The organism is Thioclava sp. NS-SX20 (assembly GCF_057380695.1).
Map to the genome: position 1 here is coordinate 177,782 of NZ_JBXXRY010000003.1, position 16,309 is coordinate 194,090.

Here is a 16,309-nt window from a genome sequence, read left to right on the forward strand (position 1 = left end):
TTTCCAAGGCTCAGGGAGGAGGAGAGAGCCTTCGAAATTCTGTGCAACCTTGGCCGCGTTGAATTAAATTTAGCCTATATGCTGCGATGCAGAAAGCGCTTTCTCTGCAGTGCTGATTTGTGCCTGACGCATGGCTGCTTAACGAAGCATGCGTCAAAAGTTAAATTCACCACGAATTGCGACCCTATCAGCCGAATTCACCCTATGGGACATGCGCGGCGGAGTGGGGATGCGCGGTTGGGGCAAGATGTCGGCCGCTTCCGCGCGAATCTGTTCTGCCAGCCGTCGCGCCCCCGCCATGCTTGGATGGGTGTCGTTGAAATAGAGCACCTCTCCCCCCATCACAAAAGGACATTCGCCACCGGCACACAGCCTCTTGCGCGGGTCGATCCGTATGATCCGGTCCGCCGTGACAAGCTGCTGCTCGATCTCCGCCCATGCGCGCAAACGGGCGCTATGGGCTTCGGGATCTGGAATGGCCGTGGCGGCAAGCCTGCCGAAGCGGAGCGCATTTCCGGCGCTTTGTGCCGGATCGCGATGCGGGTTGGGGATCTGGCCCAGCAGGATAACCCGTTTGCCCGCTTGCCGGAGCCGCGTCACCGTTTCGCGCAGGCCGTCTTGCAGAACCTGTGCCGGAAGTTCGGGATAGGCCTCGCGGTTCATCGCCAGCAGCACGGTCTCGACGGCCGGATCGCCGCTGATCGCCGTCAGCATCCGCTGGTTTGCGCGGGCGCATTGGGGACGTCTGGGCAGAACGGGGCCCAGAACCGGCGGGCAGGCAGAGGCCGTGATCTGCCGCAGGGGCTGGTTCCGGGCCAAGGCTGCGGCGAGTTCGGCCCCGTGGCTGTCTCCCCAGACCACAAGAGGTGGCGCGCCGCTGCCGCCCAGGCGGCAGGTCCGGGCATAGGGCTTTCTGTCGCGGTCATCCTGATGGCAGCTTTCCCGCCACGGGCTGATATCCTGTGCCGCATCATATAAGGCCAGCACCTGCGGCGCAAAGCGCTGCGGTATCCCCTGCCCGTGCCAGATCCCCCAAGCGGGCAGCATGATCAGGGCAAGCCCCGCCGCGCTCCAGCGCAGGATGGGGCTGTGGCCGGTGGGCAGGCGGGCGAAGGGCTGCTCGATATAACGCCAACTCAGCCATGCCAGTATGACCGAGACCCCCACGCAAAGCGCCATCAGCGCATCGGGCACCTCTCCGGCAAGACTGCGCAGAAACGCCATCAACGGCCAGTGCCAGAGATAGAGTGAATAGGAGATCCGGCCCAGAAAACCGGCCCCCAGCATCCCGCCGGCCAGCATCCCGCCGGTCTGTCGGGGCAAAGGAAAGCGCCCCACCCATAACAGGACCGCTGTAGCAAAGCTGGGCACGCCCGCCCGCAGGCCGGGAAAAGGCATATCGGGTGTCAGCCAGACCATGCATAGCCCCAGCGTGGCCAGCGCCAGCGGACGCAGAATGGGCCGGTCTTTTCGGGGGGCTGGCAGATAGGCGGCCAGAGCCCCGATCAGGAATTCGAAGCCACGGAACGGCAACAGGAAATAGGCCCCCGTCGGAGAATGCCGCAAGCCCCATTCGGACAGGATTACCCCGCCCATAATCCCCAGCAGGGTCAACGGCACCAATGCAGAGGGGCGCCATTTGATCACCATGAACAGCAGGAAGGGAAATAGCAGATAGAACTGTTCCTCGACCGAAAGCGACCATGTATGCAGCAGCGGTCGCAGTTCCGCCTGCTGGTCGAAATAGCCGCTGAACAGATAGAAATCGATATTCGAGGCAAAGAGCGCCGAAGACAAAGCGGTGCGGGCAAGCTCTTGATAGTTATCGGGACTGAGCAGAATGCCCCCCAGCCCCAGAGTGGCGGCAAGCATCACCAGAAGAGCAGGCAAAAGGCGTCTGGCGCGCTTGTGGTAGAAGGTCAGCAAAGAGACCTGCCCCGTGAGGCTGTCGCGTTGTAGATGGCCGCCAATCAGAAACCCCGAAATCGCGAAGAAGATATCGACGCCCACGAAGCCGCCCGGCAAAGCCTTCGGCCAGGCGTGAAACAGCACCACCGCCGCAACGGCAAGACCCCGCAGGCCTTGGATATCGGCGCGAAACCGGTTTTCAAGCATAGGTTACTCGTCACACAAAACGGGCCATAGCGGCCCTTGCGGTCAGAGTTAACCGATATCCTTTTAAGATTGCGTGAAACCCCGAAACGGGCGCGGCCTATGTGGCCAGGCCAGTCAGAACTTGTGCAGCCGTTCGATACGCGCCGCACGATAGTCTGTCATGCGGGCCAGAAAATCGGGATATTCCTGCGCGAAACGCTCGGCATATTCCGCACTACGGCACCCCAGAAGTTTGTGATGGGATGTGGGCGCGGGCTGCAGATCCACAGCCCCGACCCCGATATGATCGGCGATCGTCCTGAGGATCACGGTGTCGGGCTGACCGACGGTCTGCTCGTAGCTCAGGCATAGCGGCTTGATCCCGAAACGGGCCATATCGGCCTCGAGCCGGTCTTCCTCGACGCAATAGCGCGCCATCGCATGCAAAATTTCTAGCGGTTTATACTGGAAGGCGGCATCTGCGGCCATCTGGCTGGTCTGGTCGGCTGCGGTGGAATGGGCGACCTTGGTCTGGATCAGCTTCGACAGCGACAACGCCTGCGCCAGAAGGTTCTCGCGGATCAGCCAGATATACGAGGTGGGGGCCATCATCTCGATCAGCCGGTCCATCGATCCGAAGAGGTTCATCATATGCGCATAGGTGATCTCGACGCCATAGGTGCCGCGCGTATTGCGCCTGCGCAGCAGCATATCGACATAGGTTTCCAGCGTGTCGGCCTGATAGGCTTGGGCGATATTGGGCACAAAGCGGAAATTGAACGCCTCGTTCGGCTGGCCCAGAACGCGGGCACGTTCCAGCATCTCGCCCAGACGCGAGCTTCCCGAACGCGCGGTGAAAAACAGCATATAGCGTCGCTCTGGCAGCGGTGCGCGCAGGAATTTCGCACGCTTTTCCGCATCTACCGTGACATTGTCGAACAGATCCTCGCGCAGCGCCAGTTCCGAGGCCAGCGACTTTGCCATAAGCTCGGAAAACAGCCGCTCTCCGGGGCGTCCGGCACGGGCTTTGGACAGATAGAACCGCTGGGCAATATGCCGGAGAAACGACGTACCGAAAGATCCCAATGACATATAAACCTCGCAATACGGAAGACATCCTGCCGGATGCCTGAACTTGACTATGCACCTTGCAGTTTTTTGCCCCAAAAACAACAGGAAACCGGTCGCCATTCTGTGGCTTGGCGGGCCTGTCTATCCGTTATAGGGCCGCAGGTGCCAGAAGAAAGGGCATCCGGTGCCTGCGCGCCCGAATGCCCTTCCGCATCTCTGTACTGAACGTCCGTTCTGCTTATTTCAGCAGGCTTGCCAGATACTTGCCATAAGCCGTCTTTTTGAATGTCTCGGCATGTTCGGCCATTTTCGCATCGTCGATCCAGCCCTTTTCATAGGCGATCTCTTCGGGGCAGCCCGATTGCACCCCCTGACGGGTCGAGAGCGTGCGCACAAAATTGCCGGCGTCCAGAAGCGAGGCATGGGTGCCGGTATCAAGCCATGCATAGCCACGGCCCATCTGTTTCACGGTCAGCGTGCCATCCTTGAGATAGCTTTCCAGCAGCGTCACGATCTCCAACTCGCCCCGCGGCGAAGGCTTGACCTCGCGGGCGCGCTTGGGGGCATCGCCATCAAGGAAATAGAGGCCGGTAACTGCATAGTTCGACGGCGGCACCTCGGGCTTTTCGATGATTTCCTCGACTTTGCCTGCCGTATCGAATTTGACCACGCCATAGCGTTCGGGATCGGCCACGCGATAGCCGAAGACCGTCCCGCCCACACCCTGCGCGTCAGCGGCTTCCAGAAGCTGCGGCAGCCCGTGGCCGAAGAAGATGTTATCGCCCAGAACCATCGCCGAAGGCGCACCGTCAAGGAAATCCTCGGCCAGAATATAGGCCTGCGCCAGACCGTCGGGCGAGGGCTGGGTGATATAGGTCAGGCTGATGCCCCATTGGCTGCCATCGCCCAGAAGCCGCTTGAACTGCTCCTGATCCGCCGGAGTGGTGATGATCGCGATCTCGCGGATGCCGGTCAGCATCAGCACGGTCAGCGGATAATAGATCATCGGCTTGTCATAGATCGGCATCAGCTGCTTCGAGACAGCCATCGTCAGCGGATAGAGCCGCGTGCCCGAACCGCCGGCGAGGATAATACCTTTGCGCTGTTTTGTCATGAGAACTGTCCTTTAGAAATCTAGATATATTTCCGGCGATAGGCGCGGGTGACTTTGCGGCCTTTCACCATTGCATAAAGCGTGTGTTTTACGGGCGCGGGGCGGTAAAGCGTTGCAAATTCGAACCCGCCGATCGGATGTTGATAGCCAAAGCGCACATAGTCTTTGTGATAGAGCCGCGTGATGCGGGCCATATCCGCCTTGCTCGGTGCGATCCGGTCCTGCAGGATCGGGCATTCTGCCGATTTCTGCGCATGGGGCACCTGCCCTGCGACCCCGCCAAGATGGGTTTGCAACCAGTCCACAACAGGCTCCATACCCTCTTCAAGGCGGAACACTGTGGCTTCATGCGGCAGGAAATCCGACTGGGGGCGCAGATGGTTGTCCATCACATAGGGGTCGCGCCGGTAGGCGGCCTCCATCACCGCCAGCCAGACCGAAAAGCCGCGCTGTGTCAGGCGCTTCATATGGGGGAAGCTGCGCGCCTGAAACCGGTATTCCGATATCGCCCGTTGCAAAGGGTCACGTACCAGACCGAAAACAAGATCGGGCTTGGTGTCGAACAGGGTGCGGGCATCGGCCCAGACCAGATGCTGCTCCGAGCAGGGAAACTTGCGGGGGAGACCCGCCGCCTTACGCCCCAACCAGTCGGGATCGTAAAGCGAGAGCGGGCCATAATGCTGCTGCAGATAGTCCTCGACCGACGTGCCGCCGGTCTTGGGGACATGCGCGAAAAAGACAGAAGTGCTGTCAGTTTGCAGAAGCGGCATCAACCCCTCTCAGCGCGTGCAGAACCTCCGCCAGATCGGCCTTCCAGTCGGGGCGGGAAATCCCGAAAGCGTCAAACGTCGTGGCGCAATCCATCCGGCTATTGGCGGGGCGTTTGGCAGGCGTCGGGAAGGCCGTCGTGGGGATATCCTCGACCGCGGTCGCGCGCCCTGCCTGCGCGAAGATCTCGCGCGCGAAACCGGCCCAGCTTGTATCGGGCGCGCCCGAGAAATGGTAGATCCCCGCTTTCGACGGGTCTTCGGCAAGCTGGCTTGCGATGCGGACACAGGCCTTGGCAATCGCCCGCGCCGAGGTCGGGCCGCCGATCTGGTCGGCCACCACGGTCAGCTTGTCACGGGTTTCCGACAGGCGCAGCATCGTCTTCACGAAGTTATTGCCATGCGCGGAAAACACCCAAGAGGTGCGCAGCACGGCATAGGCCCCGCCCGCCAGCGCGATCCCCTGTTCGCCCTTCAGCTTGGTCCGGCCATAGGCCCCCAGAGGTGCGGTCATATCCGTGGGTTTGAACGGCGTCTCGCCCTGCCCGTCAAAGACATAATCCGTCGAGATATGGACAAAGGGAATGCCAAGATCGGCACAGGCCTGCGCCATAGCAGCGGGCGCGGCGCCATTGATCGCCTCGGCCAGATCCTCTTCGCTTTCAGCTTTATCCACCGCCGTATAGGCGGCCGCATTGATCACGGCCTCGGGCTTGGCCGCCATGATGGTTGCGGCGCAGGCTTCGGGGGTCGACAGATCCGCCTCGGCACGCGACAGAAACTGCGCCTCGGGCAAAAGCGATTTCAGCTCGGTCGCGACTTGGCCGGTGGAACCGAAAACGAGGATGCTCATGCCGTTTCCTTTTTTGCCTCGCCCGTGCCCAGACGGACACCCACGCCCGCCCGCGCTTGCAGCGGTTTCCACCAGGCCTCATTGGCCAGATACCAGTCCACGGTGCGTTCAAGCCCTTCCTCGACCGTCACCGACGGACGCCAGCCCAGCTCGTTGCGGATGCGGGTCGGATCAATCGCATAACGCGCATCATGGCCCGGGCGGTCGGTCACAAAGGTGATCTGATCAGCGTAAGACCCGCTGGCCTTCGGGCGCTTCTGGTCAAGGATCGCGCAGAGCGTCTTGACCAGTTCCAGATTGGTGCGCTCGTTCTCGCCGCCGATATTATAGCTGCGGCCCAGCTCGCCTTTTTCCACCACCAGCAGCAGCGCATCGGCATGGTCCTCGACATAGAGCCAGTCGCGGATATTGTCGCCCTTACCGTAGATCGGCAGGTCCTTACCGGCCAGAGCGTTCAGGATCACGACGGGGATCAGCTTCTCGGGGAAGTGGAAGGGCCCGTAGTTATTGGAGCAGTTGGTCAGCACCACCGGCAGGCCATAGGTCTCGTGCCATGCGCGCACCAGATGGTCCGAAGACGCTTTGGACGCCGAATAGGGCGAGCGCGGATCATAGGGCGTGTCTTCGGTGAACTTGACCGACGGATCATTGGGCAGCGAGCCGAAGACCTCATCAGTCGAGATATGATGGAAGCGGAAGGCCTCGGGCTTGCCCTGCGAGACCCAATAGCTGCGCGCAGCCTCCAGCATATTATAGGTGCCGGTAATATTGGTCTCGATGAAATCGCCCGGCCCGTCGATCGACCGGTCCACATGGGATTCGGCGGCCAGATGCATCACCGCATCGGGCTTATGCTTGGCGAAAACCGCATCCAGTGCGGCGCGATCACGGATATCGGCCTTCTCGAAGGCGTAATTCGGATGATCGGCCCACTCGGCCACATTCTCGAGGCAGGCCGCATAGGTCAGCGCATCGACATTCACCACCGAGTGGCCCCGCGCCATCGCCAGACGCACAACAGCCGAACCGATAAATCCGGCCCCGCCGGTGACAAGAAGTTTCATAGGATCAGGCCTCGAAGGTGAAAGGGGTGTCGAATGCGGAAAGCGGCTGCGCCTTCTCGTCTTTTTCGGAAATGATCGGGGTAATATCGGCAATCGGCCAGTCGATGCCACAGCTGTCCCATTTCACCGCGCCATCGCATTCGGGGGCGTAATGGTCGGTGCATTTATAGCAGATCTCGGCATCATCCGTCAGCGTCATGAACCCATGCAGGAAGCCCGCCGGAATCCATAGCTGCTTGCCGTTCTCGAAGGACAGCTCATAGCCCACCCATTGACCATAGGTCGGGCTGCCCTTGCGCACATCCACCGCCACATCAAAGATCGACCCGCGGCCACAGCGCACCAGTTTGCCCTGCGCATGCGGCGGCGACTGGAAGTGCAGCCCGCGCACCGTACCCTTCTCGCGCGAGAGCGAGTGGTTGTCCTGCACGAATTCCGGCAGGTTCACCCCTTCGGCTTCAAGCTTCTTCTTGTTCCAGCTTTCAGAGAAAAAACCGCGATGGTCACCAAAACGCGGGGGCGTAATGAGGATAACGCCCGGAAGGGAGGTGTGTTCAATCATAGACCCTTAGCCCACATGTTCTTTATTTTGCGCCAGCTTCGGCTTTCCAACGGCCCAAGACAAGGCCATCCGGCGGTAAAAACCGATTTTCTCGCCAGTTGACAGCATTTTTCTGCTTATCCGTCACGTCAAAATGCCCGAAGGTCCGGCCCGAAAAACGGAATTAGTGCGGGGGGTTGGCCTGTCGAGGAAAATATCCATGCACGTCATGATTGAATTTTGCGCAAAAGATAACCCCCGCCAATCGGCGGGGGTTTGCAGCCGGATCGGGCCGGATGCGGATCAGAAGGTCTTGGTCAGCGAGACGTTGAAGGTGCGCGGTTCGCCGCGGAAGTTAAACACCGTGGTGCTGCCCACGCGCGAATAATATTCTTTGTCAAAGAGGTTATCGACGCCCATGCGCAAAGTCAGGTCATCATTGAAGGTTTTGACCGCCATCAGATCGACCACCCCGTAACCCGGTGCCTCGATCCCCTTGGAGGAGAAACCGCTCATCATGGTCAGGCGGCCCCCGAGGCTCCAATCGGCCATCACGCCGTCCTTGAAGTCATACATGGCCTGAAGCTTGAACATGTGCTTGGGCGTATAGGTCGAGAAATCCTCGCCCTTCGAGCTGCCGTTGAGATATTCGGTCTCGGTATAGGTATAGCCTGCCGAGAGGTGCAGATTTTCGCGCAACTCGCCCGACACCGTCAGCTCGACGCCTTTGGATTCGACCTCTTCCTCGGCTTTGTAGTAATCGGTGCCGGTGATCGCGACAGGACGGTTCGCCTCGCGCAGGTTGAAATAGGCCGCCGTGACATCCAGACCATAGGCAAGCCGCGCCTTGACGCCCAGCTCGTATTGGCGCCCCTCGACGGGATCAAGCAGATCGCCATCCGTGTCCCGCGACGATTGCGGAATGAAGATCTCGGAATAGCTGGCATAGAGCGAGGCATCGGGCGTCAGCTCGTAGGTGGCACCGGCAAACGGTGTCACATGGGCATCGACGTTATAATCGGCCGTCGAGACCGCGCCGCTGGACAGCGTCGTGGTGTCGACCGTGCCGTCATACCAGCTCAGGCGCGCGCCACCGATCACGGTCAGCTTGTCCATCGGCTTGAGCCGTAGCTGCGAATAGAGCCCCGTGGAGGTGGTCTCCGAGTCCGCGCGGGTCGAATAGCTATAGCTCGGCTTGGCCACCGACGCGCCATCGAAATCGTTTAGGTTCCAGCTGCCCGAGATCGATCCGCGGGCGGTGTAGGTGGTGCTTGTGACCTTCTGCCAATCGGCCCCGACAATCGCGTTGCCTTCCATCTGGCCCAGCTGGAAGGGCAGATCCGCATGGATGTCCAGCGCGAGGCTGTCCTGACTGAAATCGCGGCCCAGATAGGCGATCGAAGAGATGTTGTTATCGGCATCGGCGGTCGATCCGGCATAGCCGTAGAGGAAATTGGCATCCTGCCACGATTTGCGCATCGAGAATTTGATGCGCCCGCCATTATCGAGGAAATGCTCGCCCGCCACCACGGCATCGGTGGTTTCGTTGTCGAAATCGTTCCAGTCGGGCATCACGCCCGCCTCGACATCCGTCCAGATCAGCGAGCCATCCGCATAGGTGGGCAGACCGTTGAACGGCGCGATATCGCGCTCCATATGGCTGAGCGAGAAAGTCAGTTTGGTATTCGGGTCCACATCCCACGCGACGGTGCCGTAATAGGACTGCACCCCGTTCGAGCCACCGTCGATAAACGTATCGCCATCGCCATAGGCGGCCACAAAGCGCCCGCGCAGCGTGCCGTCCTTGTTGAGTGCCGAGGACATATCGACTTCCGCGCGGACTTGCCCGTTGCTATCGGCCGAAGTCGTGGCATAGCCGGTAAACTCGGTGGCGGTGGCCTGTTTGAGACGCATATTGATCGAGCCTGCCGGTTCGCCGGTGCTGATGAACAGGCCCGACGGTCCTTTGAGGACCTCGACGTGATCGACAATCGACAGATCCGGCTGGGTGCCGTAGATCGAGCTGACCGGCGCGGGGAGGCCGTCGAAATAGAGATAGTCGAATTCGTAGCCGCGCGAATAGATCGACGACCGCCCGACATCATTATTGAGGATCATGATGCCCGCCACATCCGACAGCGCCTCTTCCAGCGCCGTGTAGCCGCCATCCTCGATCTGCTTATGGGTCACGACCGAGGTCGATTGCGGCACCTCGCGCGGGCTCATCGCCGCCTTCTCCCCCACCGAGATCAGATCGGTCGCATAGCTATCGGAGCCTTCGGTCTCGTAGCTCGACCCTTCGACAACGATCTCGTCCAGTGCGACCGCATCTTGCGCGAATGCCGGTGCGGCAAGGGCGGTGGAGGCCAGCAGGCACAGTTTCAACGTGGTACGTCCAGCAGGTGACATGGCACTATCCCTTAATAACCGAGTATTTTTATCGACCATTAGAGCCGGATCTGGTATCTGGCCAGTATCCGGCCTGCGTCATACGGCCATATATCTTCGTCAAAGCGCCAATCGGCTGGCGTTCCCGCAAAGGATCAGACCTTGGAGGTCCAGATGGATATCAGCCTGAATGACATCGCCACGGGGCTACGGGGGGATGTGACGGATTTCGGCGCAAGCCTGCCCGTCTCCGACATCGTGCTGCGCGGCGGACGTCGGCGGATTGCGCTGCCCTCGGGCCTCAACGTGCAGCTACAGGATACGGTCAGCGCGAAAGATTTCGTCACCTTCCTGACCCGTCCGGCCAATCTGTTGCTGCATCTCATTCTGGAGGGGCAGGTCGAGGGCAGGCTCGGACCGCGCAGCGAGCGTTTCGGGCCGATGCCGGGCCAGCCTGCGCAACTGCATCTGAGCGCGCTTGGTCAGCCGACGGCCTTCCGCCGCAATATCACGGCAGGCAACCATGTGCGCAAAGTGTCGGTGCTGGTCCCGTGGAATTGGCTGGAGGCGCGCGGGGTGACGATGCAATCGATCCTTCAGGGCCAAGCCCATCTGCGGGCAAGCTGGACGGCGACCATGCCCGACGTGTTACGGGCCGAAGCCCTGCTGCAACGCCATCGGCAGACGCCCTTCTGCCAGATCGAAGCGGAAGCGCTCGCCCTGTCCATGTTGCAGACGATGCTGGTGGGGCTGATGGGAGCGGAGCCGGAGATCAGCCGGACGGATCAGGAACGGCTGAGCCGGATCGAGGCGCAGGCCTTGATCGCGGGGGGGCTGCCTTCGTCCGAGGCTCTGGCCGAAAGCGCGGGCATGAGCGTGTCCTCCATGCGCCGGTTGTTCCGGCGCCTGCGCGGCATGTCGGTGCATGGGCGGTTGCGCCAGATCCGGCTGGAACGGGCGGGCCATGCCCTGCATGCGGGGGCTTCGGTGGCCAGCGCGGCACGGCAGGCGGGCTACGAAACGCCGGAAGCTTTCGCAACGGCCTTCCGGCTGGCAATGGGCATGCCCCCGTCGGAGTATCGCAAAGGCGCAGCCGGTTTGGTCCCCGCCCCTGCCCCCGACGCAGACCTGGCGCAGGACTGACACAGGACGAGCGGGCCGGAGATTTTTCTGGCGGAGCTTTATGCAGGCTCGGAGACCTCGCACCCTGTTCTGTCAGGCGCCTCTGGCTCTTGTCGCTTGGACCTGCCACTGCGCGCCATCTGTGACGTGATCCTGCTCGTTTTGTAAAATTTTTCCGGCAGAATGGTCATTTTAAGATCACCTTCATTCCATTGAGCAAAGCTGGGTGTCCTGTGCAGCTTCATTCGATGTCCCGTAATGTTTTCTCGTTCAAAACGTCGTCCCGATTTTATCCGCCGTTTGGCTGTGTCTCGGCAAAGGGCCTGCCCCGAACCGGTCGGCAAGATCCGGTCGGCAAGATCAGGTCGGGCATCCGTATTCCTTTATACGACAGCGGATATTGCCCCTATGCGCGCGGTCGGGTCGGTCCCGATCCGCCTATCGCCGCATCATGGGCGGCAGGAGGCACCAACCCCAATCCATGCCAGAACCGGAGGAGGATCACATGGCTTTACGGACACATATCGACCGCGTTTCATCGCAGATCATCGAGAATTTCGAGGCGATCGAACATCGTTTCCTGAGCGCTAAGCTCAAGGACAAGAAACTGATGAACGTGCTTCTGGAGCGGCTGATTGCCTCGGGGTCGCTATGTGCGACATTTCCGGCGGGCACCCTGTTCGAGACGCAGGACGAGCGGGATTGCCTTTACGGGCTGTATGACGATATCCGGCATATTCTCTGTCTGCGCTCGCGCGCGCGGACGGAGCCGCAATCGGTCACGTTCAAATTCCGTCCGGTCGGCGTGGATATCGTGATCATACTCGATCCGCAAGCCAGCGATTTTGTGGACGGGATGACCTTTGTCCTGCGGGCGGCGGTAGATGATTTCGAAGATCTCACCCATGTCGTGCATTGCGATAAAGGCATGACGCCGCGCCTGTTCTTCGACGAGGCGTAACGCTGCAAAACCGCCCGTTCGGTCGTTAAGTTCAGGCCGTCAGGTTCAGGCCGCAGAGGCCGCGAGCAAAAGCCGCACAAAGGCCAGTTCGACCGTTTCGGTGCCGCCATTGGTGACACCGCTTTGCCAGAAGCTGGCACCTGCCGCGTAAAGCCCCGGTGCCAGCCCGCCCTGCACGCATTGGCTGACGACGCGCACCGGAAGGCCGCGTGCGACGGCCTCGGCCACAGCGGTCACAAGTGCCGGATCCTCGGGAAAGGTCCCTGCCCCGTAGATGCGCAAGACGACCCCGTCGAAACAGCCCAGCAGTGCCGCCAGTGCCTGTCCCGACAGTCCCGGCGTCAGGGTGAGCACGCCGATCTGCGGCCCTGTGCCGAACCGCGCGCCGGTGGCGCGAGGGGCTGACGGGGCCTGCGGCACTGACACAAAGGCTGCGCGGGCGTGACTGTCGGTCTTTGTCACCCCTTCGGCCTCAAGGATCTGGCCATTCACGGCCACCCGCACACCCGCCTGTCCCGAAAGCAGATACTCCAGCGCCTGCGCGAGGCTTTCTTCGGCATCGGCATTCTGGCCCAGCGGCTGCATGGCGGCGCACAGGACCACCGCGCGTTCGGGGGCGATCACCTGCGACAGGGCTGCGGCGCTAAAGCCCAGCGTATCGGTGCCATGTGTGATCAGCACGGGTCCGTCATGTTCGGCAATCAGATCGGCCAGCCGGTTCCAGTCCGCGGGGCGGATATTGGCACTGTCGATCAGCGGGTCGAAGGTCACGACATCCAGTGCGGTGCCCTGTGGCAGCGCCGCCCGCAGATGCTGTTCAACGACACCCGCACCGGGCACAAGCCCCTGTTCGGAAGGCACCATGCCGATGGTGCCGCCAGTATCGATGAGACGCAATATCTGCATGACGCTCTCCGCTTGGAATTTCTTGCCCCCGCATCTGGCAGGCAAAGCGGCATTTGACAACATGCTTTAGCGGCGTTTGATCCCGTAACGCTGCATCTGCCGGTGGATTGTCGAGCGGTTTACCCCCAGCCGTCGCGCGGTTTCGGAGATATTGCCGCCGGTCTGTTGCAGGATATGGTTGAGGAGCGCCGCGTGGCCGTGCTCTTTCGAGGCTGCGTCCTGAACATAGTCACGGGCCAGATCGGCCAGCTGCAGCCCTTGTCGGGGCAAAGCACCGTTTTCCACCAGACGGTCAGCGCTGTGACGGGCGAAATCACGCAATTCCAGCAGGTTGCCCGCCCATTCTTGCTGCGTGATCCAGCTGGCAGCCTCTGCGCCGAGTGTTACTGGCTGGGTGAATGCCTCGGAAAGTGCGGTTTCGGCCAGCCAGACCAGATCCTGCCGGTCGCGCAGGGCGGGCAGGTCCAGCACCGTGCCGCGCAGCGCGAAATACAGGTCGCGGCGCAGGCACCCCTCGGCCACGGCCTGTTGTGCCGGCATGCCAAGCGAGGCGAAGATCCGCATATTGGCTTTTTGCGCCCGCACCGCCCCGATCGGACGCCATGCCCCTTCCGAGATCAGTGCCAGAAGCCGTGCCTGTGCGCGAGGGGGCAGCTCTTCGAGCTTGTCCAGAAACAGCGCGCCCCCTTGCGCCTCGTCGATCATGCCGGGCTCTGTCAGGCCACGGGTTTCGCGCCCGAAAATTGTGGCCTCTTCCTCGGCCAGAAACTCGCCACAGCGCAGGGTGACAAAGGGGCCGCCGATGCCCGCCTCGTGGATGGCACGGGCGAGATGGCGTTTGCCACTGCCCATCGGGCCGGTCAGCAAAACCGCCCCCTGCCCGTTGACCAGACCGGCGGCCTGCGTGATCACGCGCGCCATCGCCGGATCATTCTGCGCCAGATCCCGCAACCCCTGCGGCACCGCAGGCAGGCTCGTGCCGCGATAGGCCGTCACCCGCCGCACAGGCTCGCGTCGGGGTTCGATCGCATGGGCAAAAAGCCTGTACCCGTTACGGGTCTCCACATTGCGTTCACGGGCCGGACTATGGCGGGTCAGCGCCTCGATCCCGTTCAGATCCAGATTGAAACTGTCGGAAATCGGGCGCCCCAAGAGCAGATCGGGGCGCCGCCAGTCGCAGCCCAGAGCCGCCGCCATCACCCGTGCCGCGCCATGCGTCATGCCGGTCACCCGCCCCGACGCATCCAGCCGGATCGCCGCTTCGGGATCGGTGTCCAGAAATTCGGCGCTGGTGCCAAGGCGTAACACCCAGTCGCGGCGGCTCTCGGCCATGATATTGGCCATTTCAATCCGGCGCGCGGTTTGTTTGACAAGGTTGAGCGCCAGATACTGGCTGGCCCGCGGGCGCGGCGAGGACAGAAGCGAGATGTCGAGCACCGCGCTCAGCCGTCCCGACAGGTCGTGGATCGGGGCGGCTGTGCAACTCAGCCCGCTATGGGTGCTGTCGAAATGGTCGCTCTGATGGACGATGATCGGCTCGCCGCCCTCGATACAGGCCCCCAAGGCACAGGTGCCCGCCCGCGCCTCAGACCATTCCGCGCCCAGATAAAGGCCCGAATGCTGCAGATCGGCCTTGCGCTGGTCCTGCCCCAGAAACTCCACCGTGACACCGGCCGCATCGGCCAGAAGCAGCACATAATCCTGTTCGGCCACCAGTTTATAAAGCTGTTCGATCCCCGAGCGCGCGATAGAGATCAGATCGCCCGAACGTTCCCGATGCTGGCGCAGAATGCGGCTGGGAACGATATAGGCTTCGGAGCGGCGGGCCGGATCGAGTTTGTGCTCTTGCAGGCAGCGCCGCCAGCTTGCGGCCACGGCAGGATCGCGCCCGACGGCCCCCCCGTTCGAGACAGCCTCGATTTCGCGGATATGTTCGCTTACCCTGTGCATGCCGTCCCCTTCCAAGGCCCTCGCGGCCAAGAAAGCCTAATCGACAATGGCTTGGCTGGAAACGGGGTCGTCTGCATGGTGCAGCATTCATGCGGCATCGCAGCATGGCTGTTGCAACCAGATGCAACAGGTGCGGCAGGGAGTGCAACAGGTCAAATTAGCAAGCCATTGAAAACCTTACTCAAGATAAGTCGGGCTATTTTGTCGCAGACAAGCGCGCATCATGAGAGCCGTAAGTGAGAAGGAGAAGCGTCAATGAAAGCGCTACGTTTCCACGCGGCAAAAGATCTGCGTGTCGAAGATATCGAAGATGTTGCCAAACCCGGTCCGGGCCAAGTGGCGGTGAAGAATCGCTTCGTTGGGATTTGCGGGACCGATTTGCACGAATACGCGCATGGGCCGATTTTCATTCCCAAAGAACCTCATCCTTATACGGGGGCGCATGGGCCGCAGATTCTCGGTCATGAATTCGGCGGAACCGTCACAGCCGTTGGCGAGGGAGTGACAAATGTCAAAGTCGGGGATCGGGTTGCAATTCAGCCGCTCATTGGCCCCCGCACAGGAGAATATTTCGGTGAACGCGGCTGGCTGAACCTGTCGCCTGTGCTGGGTCTTGTCGGGCTTAGCTGGCAATGGGGGGGGATGGCTGAAGCCTCCATTCTGAACGATTATAACGTCTACAAAATTCCGGATGCACTAAGCGACGAGGAAGCCGCTCTGGTCGAACCGACGGCTGTCACCGTTTATGCCTGCGACCGCGCGGGAGTTCGGGCCGGCGATAGCGTGCTGATCACCGGCGCAGGGCCGATCGGTATCTTGGCTCTGCTGACCGCCAAGGCCTTCGGCGCGACAAAACTCTTTGTTTCTGACATGAACGAGACGCGATTGAAGCTCGCGAAAGAGGTTCTGCCGGAGGTGATCACGGTTAATCCGGCGAAAGACAATCTGACCGAGGTTGTGCAGGCGCATACACAAGACAATTTGGGATGTGACATTGCCATCGAATGCGTTGGCAATGAACATGCCCTTCAATCCTGTCTCGATGCGGTCCGGAAGCAGGGGACGATTGTCGCCACAGGTGTGCATCCGGGCGTGGGCAAATTGAACTTCTTTGATGTAACGTTCAAAGATGTGACCCTGAAGGGGTCTTGGTGCTATCCGGCGCATAGCTGGCCGCGGGTGATGGACCTGATTGCCTCTGGCGCTATTCCTTCGAAAAAAGTCGTCACCAAGAAAATCAAGCTCGATGATGCCGTCAAGGAAGGCTTTGACGCGCTGCTTGATCCGGCTGGCAACCACCTCAAGATCCTGATCGATCTGGAGGCCTAATTCACTGCGGCGGCGGTTTTTTGCGGGGGCACGGGGTTTGAGGAGGCTCCGCCCGCAGGATCCGCCGCGGCTTCACCGGAGCCAAGGGAGGAGAACCCATGCTCGATACGACCCAACACGGCGCTTTGCAGGCGCTCGTGAATGATCTT

The 16,309-nt window shown here is 61.1% G+C and carries 13 protein-coding genes; 3 read left to right on the forward strand and 10 right to left on the reverse strand.

What is annotated here, in order from left to right; all coding sequences use genetic code 11:
* Positions 1-153: 153 nt before the first annotated feature.
* From AC2ISB_RS16510 to AC2ISB_RS16545, 8 genes are all read right to left on the reverse strand, one after another.
* A complete protein-coding gene (locus tag AC2ISB_RS16510; protein WP_486577258.1) occupies positions 154-2,115 on the reverse strand; it encodes an acyltransferase family protein in 1,962 nt (653 codons plus the stop codon).
* Between the two features lie 114 nt (positions 2,116-2,229).
* The gene (locus tag AC2ISB_RS16515) at positions 2,230-3,186 is read right to left on the reverse strand and encodes a Stf0 family sulfotransferase (protein WP_339109624.1); all 957 of its coding nucleotides are present in this window, start codon (positions 3,184-3,186) and stop codon (positions 2,230-2,232) included.
* Positions 3,187-3,403: 217 nt separating this feature from the next.
* Complete coding sequence (gene rfbA / locus AC2ISB_RS16520) at positions 3,404-4,279, reverse strand: glucose-1-phosphate thymidylyltransferase RfbA (RefSeq protein WP_330647088.1); 876 nt, start codon at positions 4,277-4,279, stop codon at positions 3,404-3,406.
* 20 nt (positions 4,280-4,299) lie between these two features.
* Entirely contained in the window at positions 4,300-5,049 is a 750-nt protein-coding gene (locus AC2ISB_RS16525) for a sulfotransferase family 2 domain-containing protein (RefSeq protein ID WP_486577259.1), read from the reverse strand.
* Complete coding sequence (gene rfbD, locus AC2ISB_RS16530) at positions 5,030-5,899, reverse strand: dTDP-4-dehydrorhamnose reductase (RefSeq protein ID WP_486577260.1); 870 nt, start codon at positions 5,897-5,899, stop codon at positions 5,030-5,032. Before rfbD ends, AC2ISB_RS16525 begins: the two co-directional genes overlap by 20 nt.
* The gene (rfbB, locus tag AC2ISB_RS16535; RefSeq protein ID WP_486577261.1) at positions 5,896-6,963 is read right to left on the reverse strand and encodes a dTDP-glucose 4,6-dehydratase; all 1,068 of its coding nucleotides are present in this window, start codon (positions 6,961-6,963) and stop codon (positions 5,896-5,898) included. The genes rfbD and rfbB overlap by 4 nt, the downstream gene beginning before the upstream one ends.
* A gap of 4 nt (positions 6,964-6,967) precedes the next feature.
* Complete coding sequence (gene rfbC, locus AC2ISB_RS16540) at positions 6,968-7,525, reverse strand: dTDP-4-dehydrorhamnose 3,5-epimerase (RefSeq protein WP_486577262.1); 558 nt, start codon at positions 7,523-7,525, stop codon at positions 6,968-6,970.
* 282 nt (positions 7,526-7,807) lie between these two features.
* Positions 7,808-9,913, reverse strand: coding sequence for a TonB-dependent siderophore receptor (locus tag AC2ISB_RS16545; RefSeq protein ID WP_486577263.1), 2,106 nt, complete (start codon positions 9,911-9,913; stop codon positions 7,808-7,810).
* A 153-nt stretch (positions 9,914-10,066) separates the two neighbouring features.
* Here AC2ISB_RS16545 and AC2ISB_RS16550 point away from each other — a divergent pair, with 153 nt between their 5' ends.
* Complete coding sequence (locus tag AC2ISB_RS16550) at positions 10,067-11,035, forward strand: AraC family transcriptional regulator (protein WP_486577264.1); 969 nt, start codon at positions 10,067-10,069, stop codon at positions 11,033-11,035.
* A 484-nt stretch (positions 11,036-11,519) separates the two neighbouring features.
* The gene (locus AC2ISB_RS16555) at positions 11,520-11,975 is read left to right on the forward strand and encodes a hypothetical protein (RefSeq protein WP_330647081.1); all 456 of its coding nucleotides are present in this window, start codon (positions 11,520-11,522) and stop codon (positions 11,973-11,975) included.
* A gap of 45 nt (positions 11,976-12,020) precedes the next feature.
* Here the strand turns inward: AC2ISB_RS16555 and AC2ISB_RS16560 are convergent, their stop codons facing one another.
* Together AC2ISB_RS16560 and AC2ISB_RS16565 are read right to left on the reverse strand one after the other, a co-directional pair.
* The gene (locus tag AC2ISB_RS16560) at positions 12,021-12,881 is read right to left on the reverse strand and encodes an asparaginase domain-containing protein (protein WP_486577265.1); all 861 of its coding nucleotides are present in this window, start codon (positions 12,879-12,881) and stop codon (positions 12,021-12,023) included.
* A 66-nt stretch (positions 12,882-12,947) separates the two neighbouring features.
* A complete protein-coding gene (locus AC2ISB_RS16565) occupies positions 12,948-14,831 on the reverse strand; it encodes a sigma-54-dependent Fis family transcriptional regulator (RefSeq protein ID WP_486577266.1) in 1,884 nt (627 codons plus the stop codon).
* 255 nt (positions 14,832-15,086) lie between these two features.
* Between AC2ISB_RS16565 and AC2ISB_RS16570 the strand changes: the two genes are divergently transcribed.
* Positions 15,087-16,160, forward strand: a complete 1,074-nt coding sequence (locus AC2ISB_RS16570; RefSeq protein WP_330647078.1) for a 2,3-butanediol dehydrogenase — start codon at positions 15,087-15,089, stop codon at positions 16,158-16,160.
* Positions 16,161-16,309: the final 149 nt, after the last annotated feature.